Annotated in this window: 15 protein-coding genes; 8 read left to right on the top strand and 7 right to left on the bottom strand. The window is 64.2% G+C overall.

Annotation, left to right across the window (positions count from 1 at the left end; translation table 11 throughout):
• Positions 1–97 precede the first annotated feature (97 nt).
• Genes folE through ACLKOZ_RS16590 form a run of 3 tightly spaced genes read right to left on the bottom strand, consistent with a single transcriptional unit; the run spans position 98 to position 3,913 of the window.
• A complete protein-coding gene (gene folE / locus ACLKOZ_RS16600) occupies positions 98–700 on the bottom strand; it encodes a GTP cyclohydrolase I FolE (protein ID WP_376048545.1) in 603 nt (200 codons plus the stop codon).
• Entirely contained in the window at positions 697–3,024 is a 2,328-nt protein-coding gene (locus ACLKOZ_RS16595) for an FdhF/YdeP family oxidoreductase (protein ID WP_436476617.1), read from the bottom strand. The genes folE and ACLKOZ_RS16595 overlap by 4 nt, the downstream gene beginning before the upstream one ends.
• 13 nt (positions 3,025–3,037) lie before the next feature.
• Positions 3,038–3,913 carry a methylenetetrahydrofolate reductase gene (locus tag ACLKOZ_RS16590; protein WP_436476615.1) on the bottom strand — a complete coding sequence of 292 codons (876 nt, stop codon included), beginning with the start codon at positions 3,911–3,913 and terminating at the stop codon, positions 3,038–3,040.
• 118 nt (positions 3,914–4,031) lie between these two features.
• On the opposite strand from ACLKOZ_RS16590, the gene ACLKOZ_RS16585 reads away from it, so the two are divergent.
• Positions 4,032–4,727, top strand: a complete 696-nt coding sequence (locus ACLKOZ_RS16585; RefSeq protein ID WP_436476613.1) for a GntR family transcriptional regulator — start codon at positions 4,032–4,034, stop codon at positions 4,725–4,727.
• Positions 4,728–4,831: 104 nt separating this feature from the next.
• Here ACLKOZ_RS16585 and ACLKOZ_RS16580 read toward each other — a convergent pair whose 3' ends face one another.
• From ACLKOZ_RS16580 to purU, 4 genes are all read right to left on the bottom strand, one after another.
• Positions 4,832–5,707, bottom strand: coding sequence for a bifunctional 5,10-methylenetetrahydrofolate dehydrogenase/5,10-methenyltetrahydrofolate cyclohydrolase (locus ACLKOZ_RS16580; RefSeq protein ID WP_436476611.1), 876 nt, complete (start codon positions 5,705–5,707; stop codon positions 4,832–4,834).
• Positions 5,704–6,330, bottom strand: a complete 627-nt coding sequence (locus tag ACLKOZ_RS16575; protein ID WP_436476609.1) for a cyclodeaminase/cyclohydrolase family protein — start codon at positions 6,328–6,330, stop codon at positions 5,704–5,706. The genes ACLKOZ_RS16580 and ACLKOZ_RS16575 overlap by 4 nt, the downstream gene beginning before the upstream one ends.
• A gap of 130 nt (positions 6,331–6,460) precedes the next feature.
• Entirely contained in the window at positions 6,461–8,953 is a 2,493-nt protein-coding gene (locus tag ACLKOZ_RS16570; RefSeq protein WP_337352262.1) for a GcvT family protein, read from the bottom strand.
• A gap of 54 nt (positions 8,954–9,007) precedes the next feature.
• Positions 9,008–9,922 (bottom strand): formyltetrahydrofolate deformylase, encoded by a 915-nt coding sequence (gene purU, locus ACLKOZ_RS16565; protein WP_436476607.1) that lies wholly within the window; start codon positions 9,920–9,922, stop codon positions 9,008–9,010.
• A gap of 138 nt (positions 9,923–10,060) precedes the next feature.
• On the opposite strand from purU, the gene ACLKOZ_RS16560 reads away from it, so the two are divergent.
• The 7 genes from ACLKOZ_RS16560 to ACLKOZ_RS16530 all read left to right on the top strand — a co-directional run bounded on the left by ACLKOZ_RS16560 (position 10,061) and on the right by ACLKOZ_RS16530 (position 18,810).
• A complete protein-coding gene (locus tag ACLKOZ_RS16560; RefSeq protein WP_436476605.1) occupies positions 10,061–10,738 on the top strand; it encodes a GntR family transcriptional regulator in 678 nt (225 codons plus the stop codon).
• Positions 10,739–10,905: 167 nt separating this feature from the next.
• Positions 10,906–12,204: a serine hydroxymethyltransferase gene (glyA, locus tag ACLKOZ_RS16555; RefSeq protein WP_337352263.1), complete on the top strand. Its 1,299-nt coding sequence runs from the start codon at positions 10,906–10,908 to the stop codon at positions 12,202–12,204.
• The gene (locus tag ACLKOZ_RS16550; protein ID WP_436476603.1) at positions 12,201–13,421 is read left to right on the top strand and encodes a sarcosine oxidase subunit beta family protein; all 1,221 of its coding nucleotides are present in this window, start codon (positions 12,201–12,203) and stop codon (positions 13,419–13,421) included. Before glyA ends, ACLKOZ_RS16550 begins: the two co-directional genes overlap by 4 nt.
• Positions 13,422–13,435: 14 nt before the next feature.
• Positions 13,436–13,855 carry a sarcosine oxidase subunit delta gene (locus ACLKOZ_RS16545; RefSeq protein WP_337349136.1) on the top strand — a complete coding sequence of 140 codons (420 nt, stop codon included), beginning with the start codon at positions 13,436–13,438 and terminating at the stop codon, positions 13,853–13,855.
• Positions 13,852–16,812: a sarcosine oxidase subunit alpha family protein gene (locus tag ACLKOZ_RS16540; protein WP_436476601.1), complete on the top strand. Its 2,961-nt coding sequence runs from the start codon at positions 13,852–13,854 to the stop codon at positions 16,810–16,812. The genes ACLKOZ_RS16545 and ACLKOZ_RS16540 overlap by 4 nt, the downstream gene beginning before the upstream one ends.
• Positions 16,805–17,437: a sarcosine oxidase subunit gamma gene (locus ACLKOZ_RS16535; RefSeq protein WP_436476599.1), complete on the top strand. Its 633-nt coding sequence runs from the start codon at positions 16,805–16,807 to the stop codon at positions 17,435–17,437. Before ACLKOZ_RS16540 ends, ACLKOZ_RS16535 begins: the two co-directional genes overlap by 8 nt.
• Positions 17,437–18,810 (top strand): L-serine ammonia-lyase, encoded by a 1,374-nt coding sequence (locus tag ACLKOZ_RS16530; RefSeq protein WP_337349139.1) that lies wholly within the window; start codon positions 17,437–17,439, stop codon positions 18,808–18,810. Before ACLKOZ_RS16535 ends, ACLKOZ_RS16530 begins: the two co-directional genes overlap by 1 nt.
• Positions 18,811–18,895: the final 85 nt, after the last annotated feature.

The following is an 18,895-nucleotide window of genomic DNA, read 5'->3' as shown; positions in this document are numbered from 1 at the left end:
CAGAAGAGGGCGTACGAGGCTGATATTTTTAATTGGTCAATAAAGATATATCAGTTACATCGTATGGCAGCCGTAGGGGCATGTCCAGAGAGATTTCTTAGCGCCCGTGGATGAGGCTCAGTGCCTCCGCCCGGGCGGCCGGCAGGCGCAGTTCACCACGGACTGCAGACGTGATGGTCTTTGCCCCGGGCTTGCGGACGCCCCGCATTGACATGCACAGGTGCTCGCACTCGATCACCACAATTGCCCCCAAGGGCCGCAGCGACGTAACAAGTGCGTCTACCACCTGGGTGGTGAGCCTCTCCTGGACCTGCGGCCTTCGCGCAAAGACGTCCACCAGCCTGGCGAGCTTGCTGAGGCCGGTCACCAGTCCCTCAGCAGACGGGATGTAGCCCACATGTGCCACGCCATGGAACGGCACCAGGTGATGTTCGCAGGTGGAATAGAACGGTATGTCCTTCACGATGACCATTTCACCGTGGCCGAGGTCGAAGGTCTTGTCCAGGACTGCCAGGGGATCCTCATGGAGCCCACCGAACATTTCCGCGGCGGCGCGGGCTACGCGGGCCGGGGTGTCCGCAAGTCCGGGCCTTTCGGGATCCTCGCCGATGGCCAGAAGGTATTCGCGGACAGCCCGCTCCACCCTTGGCCCGTCCACACCTGTGGCAACGGTTGCTTCCGCCGTCAGGACAGAGCTCACGATTCGGCCCGCTCAAGCCGCACGATAACGGACTTGGAGGTCGGCGTGCCGCTGGTGTCGGCTACGGAATCAAGAGGCACGAGGACGTTGGTTTCCGGGTAGTAGGCCGCCGCGCAACCCTTGGGCGTCGAGTATGACACGATGCGGAAGTTCTCGGCGCGTCGTTCGGTCCCCTGGAATTCGGAGATGAGATGGACCATGTCCCCGTCCGTGAACCCCAGCTCAGTAATGTCGTCGGCGTTGATCAGGACTACGCGGCGCCCGCCGTGGATGCCCCGGTAGCGGTCATCCTTGCCGTAGATGGTGGTGTTGTACTGGTCGTGGGAGCGCAGCGTCTGGAGGACGAGCCGTCCGGCAGGGACCCTGATGAATTCCAGTTCGTTGCCTGTGAAGTGCGCCTTGCCCGAAGCGGTATCGAACTTCCTGGCGTCCCGGGGCGGGTGGGGAAGGACGAACCCGCCCGGGTTCTGGATCCGTTCCTCGAAGTTCTCGAAGCCGCTGAGGACCGCTTCGATGTGCTTCCTGATGATGGCGTAGTCGTCACGCATGGCGAGCCAGTCGGCTTTGGGAGTATTGGGCAGCGGGAGGTTGTCGCTGCCGGTGAAGATCTTGTGGGCGATGTTGCACACAATGGCCACTTCTGAATGCAGGTGTTCACTGGCGGGCTTCAGGCGACCCCGGGAGGCGTGGACCGCGCTCATGGAATCCTCCACTGTCACCCTCTGGTCACCGGTGCGCTGGGTGTCCTTCTCCGTACGTCCGAGCGTCGGAAGAATCAGCGCACGGCGACCCGTGGACACATGGGAGTGGTTCAGTTTCGTGGAGATCTGAACCGTCAGGCGGGTGTTGGCCAGTGCCTGTTCGGTGACCTCGGAATCCGGGGCCGCCCGCACGAAATTGCCGCCCATGCCGATGAAGACGCGGACCTTGCCGTCCCGCATGGCGCGGATGGCCGCCACGGTGTCGAAGCCATGCGCCCGGGGGGAGCGGAATTCGAACTCGTGGTCAAGCCGGTCGTGGAAGTTTTCCGGCATCTTCTCGAAGATGCCCATGGTCCGGTCGCCCTGGACGTTGGAGTGGCCGCGGACGGGGCAGACACCGGCTCCGGGCTTGCCAATGTTGCCTTGTAGGAGCAGGACGTTGACCACATCGCGGAGGGTGGGTACCGAGTGCTTGTGCTGGGTCAGGCCCATGGCCCAGCAGACGATCGTGGCGCTCGAGGCCAGGAGGCGCTCGCCTGTGGCCTTGATCTGTTCCAGAGTCAGCCCCGTGGCTTCGACGATGTCGTCCCATTCCGCCTTTTCGAGGTACCGCAGGTATTCGTCGATGCCTACGGTGTGGTCCTTGATGAACTCATGATCGAGCACAGTGGGGAGCCCGGGGGTCTTGCGCCCTTGGGCTTCGGCTTCTAGAAGGTATTTGCCAAGACCCTGAAAGAGGGCCTGATCGCCGCCGGCGCGGATTTGGAGAAAGTCATCGGTCAGTTGCGTACCCACCACCATGCCGGATATGTTCTGCGGATTCTCGAACCGCAGGAGCCCGGCCTCGGGAAGCGGATTCACTGAGATGATGACGGCGCCGTTCTTCTTCGCCTTCTCCAGCGCACTGAGCATGCGCGGATGGTTCGTTCCGGGATTTTGCCCCGCCACGAAAATCAGCGACGCCGTCTCCAGGTCCGTGAGGCTGACGGAGCCTTTGCCGATGCCGATCGTTTCGACCAGGGCCGAGCCGGACGATTCGTGGCACATGTTGGAGCAGTCGGGCAAATTGTTCGTTCCGATGCCGCGAACGAGGAGCTGGTAGGCGAAGGCTGCCTCGTTCGATGTCCGCCCGGAAGTGTAGAAGACAGACTGATCGGGGTGCTCCATGTCCCTGATCTCCTGGGCGATCAGCTCATAGGCATCGTCCCACTCGATGGGCCTGTAGTGGGTTGCACCTTCCTCGAGGAGCATCGGATGCGTGAGCCGGCCTTGTTGACCCAGCCAGTAGTCGTCACGCGTCTTCAGGTCTGCAATGGAGTGCTTCGCAAAGAATTCAGGAGTGACGCGGCGGCGCGTGGCTTCTTCAGCCACCGCCTTGGCGCCGTTCTCGCAGAATTCCGCAGCATTGCGCTTTTCGTGTTCAGGCCAGGCGCAGCCCATGCAGTCAAAGCCGTCAACCTGGTTGACGGCCAAGAGCGTCTGGATGCTGCGCAGCGGGCCCATCTGCTCAAGGGAAATCTTCAGCGCGTTTGCAACAGCCGGAAGGCCGACGGCAGTCGTTTTGGGCTTTGTCAGGCTCAGTTTTGACTCGTCGATATTCTGCTTGGGGGCTTTTGAAGCCATGTGATCTTTCCCTTCAGATCTTGGCAGGAATCAGTGGAATGGAGGTGTTGCCCGAGGCCAAGGTGGCGGTCGGCTGCAGTGCGCGTACACCATCCAGGAGGCCGGGCAACCGGCCGAGGTCGTTGAAGGTGTAGACATGGAACCCGGCAAAGAGGGGATCGCCTGCCAACTCCTGGTGTACCTCGCGGATCAGGCGTCCGCTGTCGTAGCTCAGGAAGTCGTCCCGCCGCCAGAGGGCTTCTGCCATCCCGGTCCCGCGGGCGAGCTTGAGGGAGCGGCCCACCCCGAGGCGTGCTCCCAGGGAGACCAGCTTCCTGATGGAGACCGGACCCGGGACCCCAACCCACACGGGCAGTTGGATGCCGCTCGTGCGGATTGACCTGAGGTACCGGCTGATCGCCTCGGCGGAAAAGCACATCTGGGTGACCATGGAGGACGCAAGAGGCGCTTTCGTGAGGAGGCTGCTGCTGAGTTGCTCCTGGCTGAACTGCGGGTGGCCTTCCGGATAACCGGCAATTCCTATCGAGAAGTCGGGTGAGTAGGCGTTGACCGCCTCAAGGAGCTGTCCGCTCCAGCTGTAGGGGCCGGCGGGCGTGCGCCGGTCACCGGCAACGAGAAACAGCTCCGAGACGCCGGCCTCCTGCAGTTGCAGCAGCAGCGAGTGGAGTTCTGCCTCACCCGTGATGCTGCGGGCTGCGAGATGGGGAACGGCGTGGTAGCCCAGGCGCGCCAGGTTCACGGACGTCTCCACGGTCCGTGCAGGACCGTGGTGCGGGAGGCAAGTGACACTGACGGATCCCATGGTGTCAAAAACCGTGGGGAGTTGCGTGAGCAGATCGGCCGACGGAACCACTTCCAGCCGTATCCTTGCAACAGCTTCTGTGCTCATTGCTCTCCGTTAGGGTTGACATTTTTTTGATGGGATATTGATATATCAGTTCTAGGAATACTATGTACACGAGGCCTTCGCGTCAAGGCTCGGCTGTGCATCGGGAGGAGACTTGGAAATGGCAAGCGGTGGAGAACTACCGTCGGATGTTGGGGGGTCCTTCCTGCCAACGAGGCAGGAGGACGAGTCCTTCGCCGACTTCGCCTACAGGGTGCTCTGTGATGAACTGATCGTTTTGGACATCAAGCCTGGCGAACCATTGAACGACGAAGTGATTTCGAGGCGGCTCGGAGTGGGCAGGACGCCGATCCGCGAAGCGATGAAGCGCCTTGAAAGTGACCATCTGGTGGTGGCATATCCCCGGCGGGGAACATTCGCCGCAGGGGTGGACATCACGGATTTGGCCGAAATCTCCGAAATCCGGCAGCTCTTGGAGCCTGCGGCCGCAGCGCGGGCTGCCCGAATGGCGTCGCCGCAACTCCGGCAAGAGATCAAGGAATTTGCCAGGGAAGTAGGGGAGCTCCTGCCAGGAATGCACTCCCAGCAGGACCTGATGCGCCTGGATATGCGGGTACACCGAATGATTTACCGGGCCACGGGGAGCCGGCATCTAGAGGATGTCCTGATCCGGTACGACAACCTGGCGACGCGGATCTGGAGCCTTGTGCTGGAGAAACTTCCTCCGGTGTCCGAGCACATTGCCCAGCACATTGAGCTTCTCGAGTGCATCGCAGAAGGGGCTTCCGAAGCTGCCGCGCGCCTGACCACCAAGCATGTGACGGACTTCGAGAACCTCATCAGGGCCGTCCTGTAGCCCATTGGCAGGACACGGCCTCGGCGCCTGTGCAGATCGCAGGGATCTGCACAGGCGCCAAGACAACAGCTGGGCCTAAGCGAAGCAGGGGTGCTTGCCGTGGATTACCCGGCTGCTCCCCGCACCAAGGCACGCGACTGTTCCCGCGCGGCCTCGGCGGTGTGCAGGAGAAGCAGGGCCGTGGTGACTGAGCCGACGCCACCGGGAACCGGTGTCAGCGCCCCGGCGATGCCCCGGACGCTGGCTTCGTCGACATCCCCCACGAGGGACCCGTCGGACAGGACGTTGGTGCCGACGTCGATCACAACCGCCCCGGAGGAAATGTGGCCGCCGTTCAGCAGGCCGGTACGCCCGGCGGCGACCACCACGACGTCGGCCGTCCTGGTGTATTTCTCAAGTGCCCCTGACCTGGAGTGGCAGACGGTGACGGTGGCGTCGCGTTCCAGTAGCAGCAGTGACAGCGGTTTCCCGACGACGGCGGAACGTCCAATAACGACGACGTTCCGGCCCGCCACCGGGATGTCGAAGTGGTCCAGGATCTCGGTGACGGCCCGTGCAGTGGCAGGGGCGAACGAGGGCTGGCCCACAGCCAGCCGGCCAAGACTCAGGGGATTGGCGCCGTCGATGTCCTTCTCGGGGGCGATGTGCCCAACCAGCGCATCTGCGTCAACGCCGGGAGGCAATGGCGTCTGAAGGATGATGCCGTTGACGGACGGTTCGGCGCTGAGGTCCTTCAGGACTGAGGCCAGAACCTGTCCCGTCGCGTCGTGGCCCAGGTCCACGATCCGGCAATTGATGCCAGCGCTTTCAGCAGCCCGTTCGATAGACCGCACATACCAGAGCGTGGAGCCGTCGTCGGTGGCCACCACCACTGCAAGGGTGGGGCGCAGGCCCTCAGTTTCGAGGCTCCGGGCTTCGTCGTGGGCCTTCTGCTGAATGAGCTTTGCCAGGTTTCGTCCAGAGAGGAGTGTGGTGCTCAACCGAGAATCCTTTCGCGAACGCGCTTGACGAGCGAGTCGGCCGCCAGGATGACCTTTTCCTCAAGGCCATCGGTCTGGGCGGCCAGCCGGGATCGTGTTTCGGTGTCCTTGATGGCCACCACATTGATATCGATGTTTACCCGTGCAGTGGTAGCGGCTGCCCGGGCAGCGTCGACGGCGGCGGCGACGTCGCTGATCACGTTGGCGTTGGCCACCTCGAACAGTTCCGTGGCAAGATCCACAACGGCGCCGGCAACGAGGATCAGTTGTGCCGGCGTTTTCGCGGCCTGGACGAGCGCGTCCTGGATGGACGCTGTCCGTGCAGCCTTGAGGTCGTCAGTACCGGCAGGGAGCTTGTACGCGTCAATGACGGCTTGGAACGCGTGCTGGTCGGCGTCCGCGAGGTGCAGGGCCTGGACCACCAGGCCATCTGCGCTGCTGATGATCCTGGCCACGAGTTCGGCGTGCTGTTCGTATTTCGTGCCGGTGGTGTACCTGCCCACCATGGCGACCAGTGCCGCCCCCTGGGCGGCGTGGAGAGCCGCGGCTGCGCCGCCGCCTGGAGTGGGTTCGCGAGAGGCAAGCCTGGCGAGGTAGTCGTTTATTGTTTGTGAACTGATCATGTGTCTTCCTGGGGCTGAAGCTCTAGTCGACTGGCCTGGGCATGTAGCAGGCCATGGAAAAGCAGCGGCCCGGACTCCGGTTGCGAGGGAATGAGTCCGGGCCGCGTGCCTTTGAATGGCCCTGCGGCTCTTAGCCGCGGAGCCGGGTCATCGTGGGGTCGTACAGTGGATCCGCTGTGACCGTGGCCTGGATGCGCCGGCCGAAGTACTCGATTTCAACCGAGTCACCCACGGAGACGGCGGCGGGCAGGTACGCGTAGGCGATCGGCTTTGCCACGGTGTAGCCATAAGCGGCACTCGTGACGTAGCCAACTGCCTGGTCCTTGTAGAAGACAGGTTCCTTGCCCAGCACGATGCTGCGCCCGTCGTCGACCGTCAGGCAGCGCAGGCGGCGGGCAGAGTTTTCCTCGGTCCGGCCCTCCAGTGCTTCCTTTCCGACGAAGTTTTCCTTGGTCATCTTCACGGCGAAGCCGAGTCCCGCTTCGAAGGGGTCGTGCTCGGTGGTCATGTCGGTGCCCCACGAGCGGTAGCCCTTCTCCAGGCGCAGCGAGCTGAAGGCGGCGCGGCCGGCAGCGATTACGCCGAACGGCTGCCCTGCCTTCCACAGTGCGTCCCAAAGGCGCTGGCCGTTGTCCGCGCTGGTGTACAGCTCCCAGCCCAGCTCGCCAACGTAGGACAGCCGCATTGCGGTGACGGTGACGCCGCCGATGACAACCTTCTTCGCCCGGAAGTAGCGCAGGCCGTCATTGGAGAAGTCGTCGCTGCTGACCGTGCTGATCAGGTCCCGGGCGAGGGGGCCCCACAAGCCGATGCAGCATGTCCCGCCGGTGGTGTCGCGTACCTGGACCCAGTCGCTGGCGGTTCCGTTCTCCGTCTGGTGGCGTGCGGCCCGCTCAAAGTAGGCCGTGTCGATGTTTCCATTGGCTCCGAGCTGGAAGGTGTCTTCGCTTAGGCGGGCCACGGTGATGTCGCTTCGGATCCCGCCTGCGTGGTCCAGCAGGAGGGTGTAGGTAACGGCCCCCGGCTTCTTGGTCATGTCGGCGGTGGTCAGCTGCTGCAGCAGCTTCATGGCTCCGGGGCCGGAGACCTCAAGGCGCTTGAGCGGGGTCATGTCGTACATGGCAACGGCCGTACGGGTCTTCCAGGCTTCCGCGGCGGCGATGGGGGAGCTGAACATTCCGGACCAGGCGTCACGTGCCGGCGGCTGCCATTCGTCCGGCATTTCCTTCAGCAGTTCGGCGTTGGCTTCGAACCAGTAGGGGCGTTCCCAGCCGGCGCCTTCCAGGAAATAGCCGCCCAGCTGCTTGTGGCGGGCGTGGAAGGGGCTGACGCGAAGGTTGCGCGGAGAGAGCTTTGGCTGCAGTGGGTGCAGGACATCGTAGATTTCCACGAAGTTCTGCTGGGAGGTCTCGCTGACGTACTCGGGGGTCAGCTGGACCTCTTCGAAGCGGTGGATATCGCAGTCGCCGAGGTCAATCTGCGACTTTCCGTCCACGAGGAGCTCTGCCACGGCGCGGGCGATGCCGGCGGAGTGGGTGACCCACACGGCCTCGGCAACGAAGAAGCCGTCCACTTCCTTGGACTCGCCCACCAGGGAGCCGCCGTCCGGGGTGAAGGAGAAGATGCCGTTGAAGCCATCCTCGATTTCGCTTTCACGCAGTGCCGGCAGGATCTGCTTGGTTGCTTCCCACGCGGGAAGGAAGTCCTCCAGGGTGAAGTCCAGGCGGGAAGGCATGTTGTGTTCGCTGATGCTGCTGGGCTCGTAGCTGCCCAGTTCGTCCAGGTCCACGGGCATGGGTCGGTGTGCGTAGGAGCCGATGCCGTAGCGCTCGCCGTGCTCGCGGTAGTAGAGGTCCTGGTCCTGGTGGCGCAGGATGGGGAGCTGAGCGCCGTTGGGCAGTTCGTTCTTTCCCTTCTGGGCGGGAACCGGCGTGGTCTTGACGTACTGGTGGGCCAGCGGGAGGAGCGGGACGGACATCCCGATCAGCTCGCCCACCTTGGCGCCCCAGAAGCCTGCGCAGGAAACCACGATGTCCGCCGGGATCACGCCGTCGGCGGTTTCGACGCCGGTGACGCGGCGGTTGGATTGTTCGATACCGGTCACTTCGGTGTTGCCGATGTACTTTACGCCGGCCGCTTCGGTGCGCTTGATGAGCAACTGGACTGCGCGGGCAGCCAGGGCCAGGCCGTCGGTAGGTACATGGAGGCCGCCCAGGATGTCTTCCTCGTTGATCAGCGGGTAGAGTTCCTTGCACTCTTCGCGGGAGAGGATTTTGCCGTCGATGCCCCACGCCTGCGCGTAACCGAGCTTGCGCTTGAGGTCTGCCAGACGGGTTTCCGTGGTGGCAACTTCAAGGCCGCCCACCTGGTTGAAGCAGCTTTGGCCGTCCTCCGTGAGGGACAGGAGCTTTTCCACCGTGTACTTGGCGAAAAGTGCCATGGACTTTGAGGGGTTCGTCTGGAAAACGAGGCCGGGGGCGTGGGACGTGGAGCCTCCGGGCATATTCAGGGGGCCCTGGTCCAGGACAGTGATGTTGTTCCAACCCCGCGTGACCAGTTCATCGGCCAGGTTCGTGCCGACGATTCCTGCTCCAATAATGACAATGCTTGGCGTCGAAGCCATGTGGTTTCTCCTGCTGATTTTCGTGTGTTGTCTGTGCTGATGTGGTGGTCGTGCTTACCGGAACACGACAGTGCTGGTTTGGTCCAGCAACACACGGTGCTCGCAGTGCCAGCGCACGGCGCGGGACAGTGCCAGCGCTTCCGCGTCCCGCCCGACCGTGGACAGTGCGGTGGGGCCGTAGCTGTGATCGACCCGGATGACTTCCTGTTCGATGATTGGCCCCTCATCCAGCTCCGCAGTCACGTAGTGGGCTGTGGCGCCTACCAGCTTGACGCCGCGGTCGTACGCCTGGTGGTACGGGCGTGCTCCCTTGAAGCCAGGAAGGAAGGAGTGGTGGATGTTGATGGCCCGGCCCTCAAGGGAGCGGCAGAGGTCATCGGAGAGCACCTGCATGTACCGGGCGAGCACCACGAGGTCGATGTCATATTCGTCGATGAGGTCCAGCAGGCGCTGTTCGGCGTCGGCCTTCGTCTCGGGCGTCACCGGAACATAGAGGAAGGGGAGGCCTGCAGCCTCGGCCATCGCCCGGTGGGTTTCGTGATTGGAAACGATCAGGACAATATCGCCGCCGAGGCTGCCGCCGCGCCAGCGGAAGAGCAGGTCATTCAGGCAATGGCCGAACTTGGACACCATCACCAGGATGCGCTGCTTGGTCTGGTCATGGAAGCTGAATTTCATCTCGAAGCGGTCCGCAATGGCGCTGAACTCCTCCTGGAGCCGCTCCGGCGTGTACTCGGGGGAACCAGAGAATGCGGTGCGCAGGTGCAGCGTCTCGCGGAGCCCGTCGTCGAATTGCTGGTGCTCCTCAATGTTGAAGCCACGTTCGAAGAGAAAGGTGGTGACCGCCTGGACAATACCGGCACGTTCGACGCACGACAGTGTGAGTACGAACTTCTGGGCCTTGTCCTTCGCGCGGGGGTCGTTCTGGGTCAGCGTGCTGGTTGATGAGTCTGTTGCCACTAGGGTCATGTCTCCTCCTTTAGGGTATCTTCCCGTTAGATATATTCTCAGATCATGAACTGATATATTAGGGCTGGGAATCAGCGTATACTGGTCAGTGGGCGAGGTCAATAGCCTGTTTGGCTTGAATGGAAAGGGGTCCAGGTTATGGCAGTTGAGGCTTTGGCGATCGTGGATGATGCAGTCAAGAAGTCGTTGGCGGACGTGGCGTACGAGCGCATCCGCGACCGGCTGCTCATACTTGACATCAAACCCGGCGATCTCCTTAACGACGACCACCTCGCCAGGGACCTCGGCATGGGGCGGACTCCGGTGCGGGAAGCGTTGAAGCGGCTTGAGCTTGACCGCCTGGTGGTTTCGTATCCGCGCAGGGGCACCTTTGCCACCCGCGTGGAGGTGACAGACCTGGCTTTCATTTCGGAAATCCGGACGCAGCTTGAACCGCTCGCAGCGTCCCGTGCCGCCCGGGTGGCCACGGAACGGCAGCGCGAGCAACTGCGGGCCGTGATGCGGGCTGTTGAATCGTTCGATACCCAGGCGGCCTCCGTCGTCGAAACCCTGCGCCTTGACGCGCGCGTCCACCAAGGCATCTATGCAGCTGCGGCAAATCCCCACCTCGAGGACGTCCTGATCCGGTACGACAACCTCGCCACCCGCATCTGGTGCATGGTGCTGGATCGCCTTCCGGATCTTTCCCGCCACGTACATGAGCACCTGGACCTTCTCGGCGCAGTGATTGACGGCGATGAGGCGCGGGCCGCTGACTTGGCGAGGAGCCATGTCAGTGGCTTCGAGGATGCCGTCCGCAAGGCGCTCTTCGCCTGATCTGAGCCCCTCCTCCCGATGTGTCACCAAAAGCGCGGCCCTTGCAGCCGCGCTTTTGGCGCCTCTGGGGCGGCCTGAAAAATCTGTTGACACCCACAGGCCCGGATAGCATACTTGAGTCACGAAACTAATATATCAACAGGATATTAGATAGCAGAGGAGAAAAGATGGTCGACGTTCTGACCCGTACGCTCGCAGAGACCGATCCTGCGATCCACGCAGCCGTTCAGCAGGAGCTCCTGCGCCAGCAGGGCACGCTGGAGATGATCGCCTCCGAAAACTTTGCGCCGACTGCCGTCATGGAGGCACAGGGATCCGTCCTGACCAACAAGTACGCCGAAGGCTACCCGGGCAAGCGTTACTACGGCGGCTGCGAACACGTTGATGTGGTCGAGCAGCTCGCCATCGACCGTCTTAAGTCCTTGTTCGGCTCCGAATTCGCCAATGTGCAGCCCCACTCAGGCGCCCAGGCCAACGCAGCGGCGATGTTCGCCCTGATCCAGCCCGGCGACACCATCCTGGGGTTGAACCTCGCCCACGGTGGCCACTTGACGCACGGGATGCGAATCAACTTCTCCGGCAAGCTCTACAAAGTGGTCCCGTACGGAGTCGGCGAAGACACCATGCTGATTGACATGGCTGAAGTCGAGCGCCTGGCGGTTGAAAACAAGCCGAAGCTGATCGTCGCCGGCTGGTCCGCCTACTCCCGTCAGCTGGACTTCGCCGAATTCCGCCGGATCGCTGACCTGGTAGGCGCCTACCTGATGGTGGACATGGCCCATTTCGCAGGCTTGGTAGCCGCAGGGCTGCACCCCAACCCCGTGCCTCACGCCCACATCGTCACAAGCACCACCCACAAGACCCTTGGCGGCCCGCGCGGCGGTGTGATCCTGACCAACGACGCCGACATCGCCAAAAAGGTCAACTCCGCGGTGTTCCCCGGACAGCAGGGTGGCCCGCTGGAGCACGTCATTGCCGCCAAGGCTGTGGCATTCAAGCTCGCCGCTGAGCCGGCGTTCCGCGAGCGCCAGGAACGCACCCTGGAAGGCGCCCGCATCATCGCAGACCGCATGCTGTCTGCCGATGTTGCAGAGTCCGGCGTGACGGTCGTCAGCGGTGGTACCGACGTGCACCTGGTCCTGGTGGATCTGCGCAACTCGGAACTGGACGGCCAGCAGGGCGAAGACCGCCTGCACCGGATCGGCATCACCGTCAACCGCAACGCCGTGCCGTTCGACCCGCGTCCCCCGATGGTCTCTTCCGGCCTTCGAATCGGCACGCCGGCACTGGCCACCCGTGGGTTCGGAAAGGCAGAGTTCACCGAGGTTGCGGACATAATCGCCGCAGCACTCAAGCGCGAGTTCAGCGACGAGACCGTGGCGGAACTGCGGCAGCGGGTTGAAATCCTGGCCGGAAAGTTCCCGCTCTACCCCAACCTCTCCTCTGACACGAACGAGGTGGCATGATGGCCGATCTGCTTCCGGAGCACCCGGAATTCCTCTGGCACAACCCGGACCCGAAGCCTTCCTATGACGCAGTCATCGTTGGTGGCGGCGGGCATGGCCTGGCCACCGCCTACTTCCTGGCCAAAAACCACGGCATGACCAACATCGCCGTCCTCGAAAAGGGCTGGCTGGCCGGCGGCAACATGGCCCGGAACACCACCATCATCCGGTCCAACTACCTCTGGGACGAGAGCGCGGCTATCTATGAGCACGCCCTTAAGCTCTGGGAAGTCCTGCCGGAGGAGCTCGAATACGACTTCCTCTTCAGCCAGCGCGGCGTGATGAACCTCGCCCACACGCTGGGTGATGTCCGTGAAAGCATGCGGCGCGTGGGTGCGAACAAACTCAACGGAGTGGACGCCGAGTGGCTGGACCCGCAGCAGGTCAAGGAACTCTGCCCCATCCTGAACATCAACGACAACATCCGCTACCCCGTCATGGGCGCCACGTACCAGCCGCGGGCCGGTATCGCCAAGCACGACCACGTGGCCTGGGCCTTCGCCCGCAAGTGCGACGAACTGGGCGTGGACATCATCCAGAACTGTGAAGTCACCGGCTTCGTCAAGGACGGCAACCGCGTGGTGGGTGTCCAGACCAACCGAGGAACCATCAACACCGAAAAGGTGGGCCTGTGCGCCGCCGGGCACAGCTCGGTCCTGGCCGAAATGGCCGGCTTCCGGCTCCCTATCCAGTCCCACCCGCTGCAGGCGCTGGTTTCCGAATTGCATGAACCGGTCCACCCCACAGTCGTCATGTCCAACCATGTGCACGTGTACGTTTCCCAGGCCCACAAGGGCGAGCTGGTCATGGGCGCCGGAGTGGACTCCTACAACGGTTACGGCCAGCGCGGCTCGTTCCATGTGATCGAGCACCAGATGGCGGCCGCCGTCGAGCTCTTCCCGATCTTTGCCCGTGCGCACGTGCTCAGGACGTGGGGCGGCATCGTTGACACCACCCTGGACGCCTCTCCGATCGTGGGCACCACCCCGGTGGAGAACATGTTCGTGAACTGTGGCTGGGGCACCGGCGGCTTCAAGGGCACGCCGGCCGCGGGCCTTACCTTTGCGCACACCATCGCCACGGGAACGCCGCACGAACTGAACAAGCCGTTTGCGCTGGAGCGGTTCGAAACCGGCGCCCTGATCGACGAACACGGCGCAGCCGCCGTGGCCCACTAGAAGAGAGTCCGGACATGCTCCTCATTTCATGCCCCAACTGCGGCTCCCGCGACGAGACCGAGTTCCACTACGGCGGCCAGGCCCACGTGGCCTATCCGGAAAACCCGAACGAACTGAACGACCGCGAATGGGCCGAGTTCCTGTTCTACCGGGACAACACCAAGGGCGCCTTTGCCGAACGCTGGCTCCACAGCACTGGCTGCCGCCAGTGGTTCAACATGCTCCGCGACACGGTCACCTACGAGATCCAGGCGATCTACCCCATGGGCGCGCCCCGGCCTGACAAAGCTGCCCCGGCGCCTGAGTCCGGCACTGCCAGCACCGCCCCGGACAGCACCACCACCGGCACCGCGGCTCCCAGCATCGCTGCAACCAGCATTGCCCCAAGCACCGCCCCCGCCAGCACCACCGCCCCGGAAGGAGCAACCAAGTGACTTCCCAGAACGCCCGCCTCGCCGCCGGCGGACGCATCGACCGCACCATCTCCTGGCGTTTCACCGTGGACGGCGAGGAATTCACGGGCCACCCCGGTGACACGCTGGCCTCCGCCCTGCTCGCCAACGGCCGGATCGCCGTCGGCAACTCGCTCTACGAGGGCCGGGCCCGCGGCATCATGTCCGCCGGCGTAGAGGAAGCCAACGCGCTGGTGAAAATCGCGCCACGGTTCCCGGGCCACGTGGCTGAGTCCATGCTCCCCGCAACCACCGTCACACTGGTGGACGGCCTGAAGGCTGAACTGCTTAACGGCCTGGGCCGCCTGGATCCCGAGGAGGACCGCGCGGAGTACGACAAGAAGTACGTCCACACCGACGTCCTGGTGATCGGCGGCGGCCCCGCCGGCCTGGCCGCAGCCCGCGAAGCCGTCCGCACCGGCGCCCGCGTCATGCTGCTGGACGATCAGCCCGAACTGGGCGGATCCCTGCTGTCCGGTTCCACGGCCCCCGAGCTCGCGCAGACCATCGAAGGCAAGCCTGCCCTGGAATGGGTGGCGGATATCGAAGCTGAGCTCGTCTCCGGCGCGGAATCCACGGTCCTGAACCGCACCACCGCCTTCGGCGCCTATGACTCCAACTACGTCATCGCCGTCCAGAACCGCACCGACCACCTGTCCACCCCGGCAGCGTCCGGCGTGTCCAGGCAGCGTATTTGGCACATCCGTGCCAACCAGGTGGTGCTGGCTCCTGGCGCCCACGAACGCCCTCTGGTCTTCGAAAACAACGACCGGCCCGGCATCATGCTCGCCTCGGCAGTCCGCAGCTACCTGAACCGCTATGCGGTAGCCCCCGGACAGCGTGTTGTCATCAGCACCACCAACGACAGCGCCTACGCCCTGGCCGCGGACCTGCGCGCCGCCGGTGTCAAGGTCGCCGCCGTCGTCGACGCCCGCCCCAAGCTGACCGAGGTGGCCGCTGCCGCCGTCGAAGCCGGCACCCGGGTACTGGTCGGCAGCGCGGTGGCCAACACCGCCGCCGGAACCGATGCCGCCGGAACGGACGACGGCCGGCTGAACGCCGTCACCGTCCGCAGCATCAACGACGACGGCGAACTCACCTCTGGCATCGAAGAGATCGCCTGCGACCTGCTGGCTGTCTCCGGCGGCTGGAGCCCGCTGGTGCACCTCCACTCCCAGCGCCAGGGCAAGCTGCGCTGGGACGATGACCTGGCGGCCTTCGTGCCAAGCACCGTGGTCCCCAACCAGCAGACCATCGGCTCCGGTCGGGGCAGCTTCGAACTCGCCGACTGCCTCGCCGAAGGCATCTCGGCCGGGGCTGCGGCTGCCATCGCCGCCGGCTTCACCTCGGAAACCGAACCCGCCGTCATCGGCGAGCCGAAGGCGTCCGCCCCAACCCGCCAGCTGTGGCTGGTGCCCGGGCAGACCGGAACTCCGGACGACTGGCACCACCATTTCGTCGACTTCCAGCGGGACCAGAGCGTGGCAGACGTCCTTCGGTCCACCGGAGCCGGCATGCGTTCCGTGGAGCACATCAAGCGCTACACCTCCATCAGCACCGCGAACGACCAGGGCAAGACCTCCGGCGTCAACGCGATCGGCGTCATCGCCGCCGCGCTCCGCCAGGCAGGCGAAGCGTCCCGGGGTATCGGCGACATCGGCACCACCACCTACCGGGCTCCGTTCACTCCCGTAGCGTTCGCGGCTCTCGCCGGACGCCAGCGCGGCGAACTGTTCGACCCCGCCCGCGTCACCTCCATCCACCCCTGGCACGTTGCCAAGGGTGCCCTGTTCGAGGACGTCGGACAGTGGAAGCGTCCCTGGTACTACCCGCAGGGCAGCGAGGACATGGACGAGGCCGTGCTGCGTGAATGCGCTGCCGTCCGCGAATCGGTTGGCTTCATGGACGCCACCACGCTCGGCAAGATCGAAATCCGGGGCAAGGACGCCGGTGAGTTCCTCAACCGGATCTACACCAACGCCTTCAAGAAGCTCGCGCCCGGTTCCGCCCGCTATGGCGTGATGTGCCAGGCAGACGGCATGATTTTCGACGACGGCGTGACCCTGCGCCTGGACGAGGACCGCTTCTTCATGACCACCACCACCGGCGGCGCCGCGAAGGTGCTGGACTGGCTGGAGGAGTGGCTCCAGACGGAGTGGCCGGAACTGGATGTGCACTGCACTTCGGTGACCGAACAGTGGAGCACCATTGCCGTCGTCGGGCCTAAATCCCGCGCGGTCCTGGCCAAGGTGGCACCGGAGCTCGCCGCCAACGGCGGCCTGGAAACCGAAGCCTTCCCGTTCATGACCTTCCGCGAAACCACCCTCGCCTCGGGCGTCCGTGCCCGGGTCTGCCGGATCTCCTTCTCCGGTGAACTGGCCTACGAGATCAACGTGCCTGCCTGGTACGGGCTGAACACCTGGGAAGCTGTTGCCGCGGCCGGCGCCGAATTCAACATCACCCCGTACGGCACCGAGACCATGCACGTGCTCCGCGCCGAGAAGGGCTACCCGATCGTTGGCCAGGACACGGATGGCACCGTCACCCCGCAGGACGCAGGGATGGAATGGATCGTCTCCAAGGCCAAGGAATTCATCGGCAAGCGCTCCTACGCCCGTGCCGATGCCCAGCGCGGTGACCGTAAGCACCTGGTCAGCGTGCTGCCCATCGACGGCACCATCAGGTTGCCGGAAGGAACCCAACTGGTGGAAAAGGGCATCCCGGTGAACTCCGCCTACGGCCCGGTGCCCATGCAGGGTTTTGTCACCTCGAGCTACCACAGCGCCGCACTGGGCCGCTCCTTCGGCCTGGCACTGATCAAGAACGGCCGCAACCGGATCGGCGAGACCCTGGTGGCCGTCGCAGGAAACCAGGTGGTTGACGTTGTTGTCGCAGAAACCGTACTTTTTGACCCCGAAGGGACCCGCAAAGATGGCTGAAACAGCAGCACCCGCAACCAAGAAGAACCTCTCCCTCCGGACCAGCCCGGCTGCACTGCTCCGGGCGGCATTTGAAAGCGGCTCCGTCCGCGGCACCGTGGAACTGAGCGAAATCACGTTCCTGACCATGGTGGGCATTCGGGTTGGCCGGAACACCGAAGCCGGGCAGCGGATCGCCTCTGTCACGGGCGGCCTGCCCGCAACGTGCGGTGACGTGAGCGGTGCCGGAGACACCTCCGTGCTGTGGCTCGGGCCCGAGGAATTCCTGGTGGTGGCACCCCTGGAAGCCCACGAATCCCTCGGCGGTGACCTTCTCCAGGCGCTCCGGGAAGCCCTCGCGGACGGCGAAGGCCAGGTAGTGGACCTCTCCGCCAACCGCACCACGTTCGAACTCACCGGGCCGCGGTCCCGGGCCGTCCTGGAAAAGGGCTGCTCGCTGGACCTCCACCCCCGCGCGTTCAAAACCGGAACCGCGCTTTCCACGGAAATCGGAAACATCCCGGTGGTCCTGTGGAAAACCGGCGACGAGAGCTACCGGATTTTCCCGCGGGCCTCCTTCGCAGAGTTCCTGGGCCGCTGGCTCCTCGATGCCATGCGGGAATACGCCTCCCCTGAGGTCCCTTAATGGCACTTAGCGTCCTGGATCTGTTTTCCGTTGGCATTGGGCCGTCGTCGTCACACACGGTCGGCCCGATGCGGGCAGCGAAGCTGTTCGCCGACGGGCTCAAAAGCGAAGGACACCTGAGTTCCACCAGGCGCGTGCAGGCCGAACTGTTCGGCTCCCTCGGGGCCACCGGGCGGGGCCACGGCTCGGATAAGGCCGTGGTCCTGGGCTTTAAGGGGCTGGACCCCGAAACCGTGGATACCACAACAGCTGATGACCAGGTGGCCGCAGCGGCCCTCGACGCCGAACTTTGGGTGGGCGGGGTCCACCGCGTGGATTTCAATTGGGACGAAGACGTGGTGCTGCACCGGCGCAAGTCCCTCCCTGCGCACCCCAACGGCATGACATTCCGCGCCCTGGACCACGCCGGGACCGTCCTCAGCGAGCGGAGCTTCTATTCGATTGGGGGCGGCTTCGTCGTTGACGGCGACGCCGACGCCAGCGACCGGGTGGTGGCCGACGCCACCGTCCTGCCCTACGAGTTCAGTACGGCCGACGAACTCCTGGCGATCTGCCGCCGGGAAGGCATGTCCATCTCAGACGTCATGCTCGCCAACGAGCTGACCTGGCGCACCGAAGCGGAGCTCCGGGAGAAGTTGCTGGGCCTCTGGGCGGTGATGCGCGAATGCGTGGACAACGGCTGTGCGGCGGAAGGGATTCTTCCAGGCGGTCTGAACGTGAGGCGCCGGGCGCCGTCGTTATTCCAGACCCTCACGGCGGACACCGGGGTGACCGACCCGCTCCGGGCGATGGAGTGGGTCAACCTGTTCGCCCTTGCCGTCAACGAGGAAAATGCTGCCGGCGGCCGGATCGTCACCGCACCCACTAACGGCGCGGCCGGCATCGTCCCCGCGGTGTTGCACTACTACGTGAAGTTCGTTCCCGGCGCCAACGACGACGGCGTGATTCGCTTCCTGCTGGCGGCTGCCGCCGTCGGAATCCTGTTCAAGATCAACGCCTCCATTTCCGGAGCCGAAGTAGGATGCCAGGGTGAGGTGGGTTCCGCCTGCTCCATGGCCGCCGCCGGCCTCTGTGAAGTGCTGGGCGGCACGCCTGCGCAGGTGGAGAACGCCGCCGAAGTGGGGATCGAACACAACCTCGGCCTGACCTGCGACCCCGTGGGCGGGCTGGTGCAGATCCCCTGCATCGAACGGAACGCGATCGCCAGCGTGAAAGCCATCAACGCCGCCCGCCTTGCACTGCACGGCGACGGCAGTCACAAGGTATCCCTCGACAAGGCCATCAAGACCATGAGGGAGACCGGCGCCGACATGATGTCCAAATACAAGGAGACCTCACGGGGCGGCCTCGCGGTAAACGTCATCGAATGCTGACTCGGTGAAGTACCTCTAGCCCCGGGTGTGCACACGCACCCGGGGCCTATCCCATTACTCGAATGCCTGGCTTCACAGGCGCCCT

Origin of the sequence: Arthrobacter sp. R4, assembly GCF_051365025.1 — a bacterium.
Lineage (GTDB): Bacteria > Actinomycetota > Actinomycetes > Actinomycetales > Micrococcaceae > Arthrobacter.
Note: the sequence above shows the minus strand (reverse complement) of the source record. Positions and strands in the feature narration are given on the sequence as shown.

Excerpts from the sequence above, each read along its gene's own strand:
- ACLKOZ_RS16595 (WP_436476617.1), bottom strand. The coding sequence starts at position 3,024 with ATGGCTTCAAAAGCCCCCAAGCAGAATATCGACGAGTCAAAACTGAGC.
- ACLKOZ_RS16590 (WP_436476615.1), bottom strand. The coding sequence starts at position 3,913 with ATGAGCACAGAAGCTGTTGCAAGGATACGGCTGGAAGTGGTTCCGTCG.
- ACLKOZ_RS16585 (WP_436476613.1), top strand. The coding sequence starts at position 4,032 with ATGGCAAGCGGTGGAGAACTACCGTCGGATGTTGGGGGGTCCTTCCTG.
- ACLKOZ_RS16575 (WP_436476609.1), bottom strand. The coding sequence starts at position 6,330 with ATGATCAGTTCACAAACAATAAACGACTACCTCGCCAGGCTTGCCTCT.
- ACLKOZ_RS16570 (WP_337352262.1), bottom strand. The coding sequence starts at position 8,953 with ATGGCTTCGACGCCAAGCATTGTCATTATTGGAGCAGGAATCGTCGGC.
- purU (WP_436476607.1), bottom strand. The coding sequence starts at position 9,922 with ATGACCCTAGTGGCAACAGACTCATCAACCAGCACGCTGACCCAGAAC.
- ACLKOZ_RS16560 (WP_436476605.1), top strand. The coding sequence starts at position 10,061 with ATGGCAGTTGAGGCTTTGGCGATCGTGGATGATGCAGTCAAGAAGTCG.
- glyA (WP_337352263.1), top strand. The coding sequence starts at position 10,906 with ATGGTCGACGTTCTGACCCGTACGCTCGCAGAGACCGATCCTGCGATC.
- ACLKOZ_RS16550 (WP_436476603.1), top strand. The coding sequence starts at position 12,201 with ATGATGGCCGATCTGCTTCCGGAGCACCCGGAATTCCTCTGGCACAAC.
- ACLKOZ_RS16545 (WP_337349136.1), top strand. The coding sequence starts at position 13,436 with ATGCTCCTCATTTCATGCCCCAACTGCGGCTCCCGCGACGAGACCGAG.
- ACLKOZ_RS16535 (WP_436476599.1), top strand. The coding sequence starts at position 16,805 with ATGGCTGAAACAGCAGCACCCGCAACCAAGAAGAACCTCTCCCTCCGG.
- ACLKOZ_RS16530 (WP_337349139.1), top strand. The coding sequence starts at position 17,437 with ATGGCACTTAGCGTCCTGGATCTGTTTTCCGTTGGCATTGGGCCGTCG.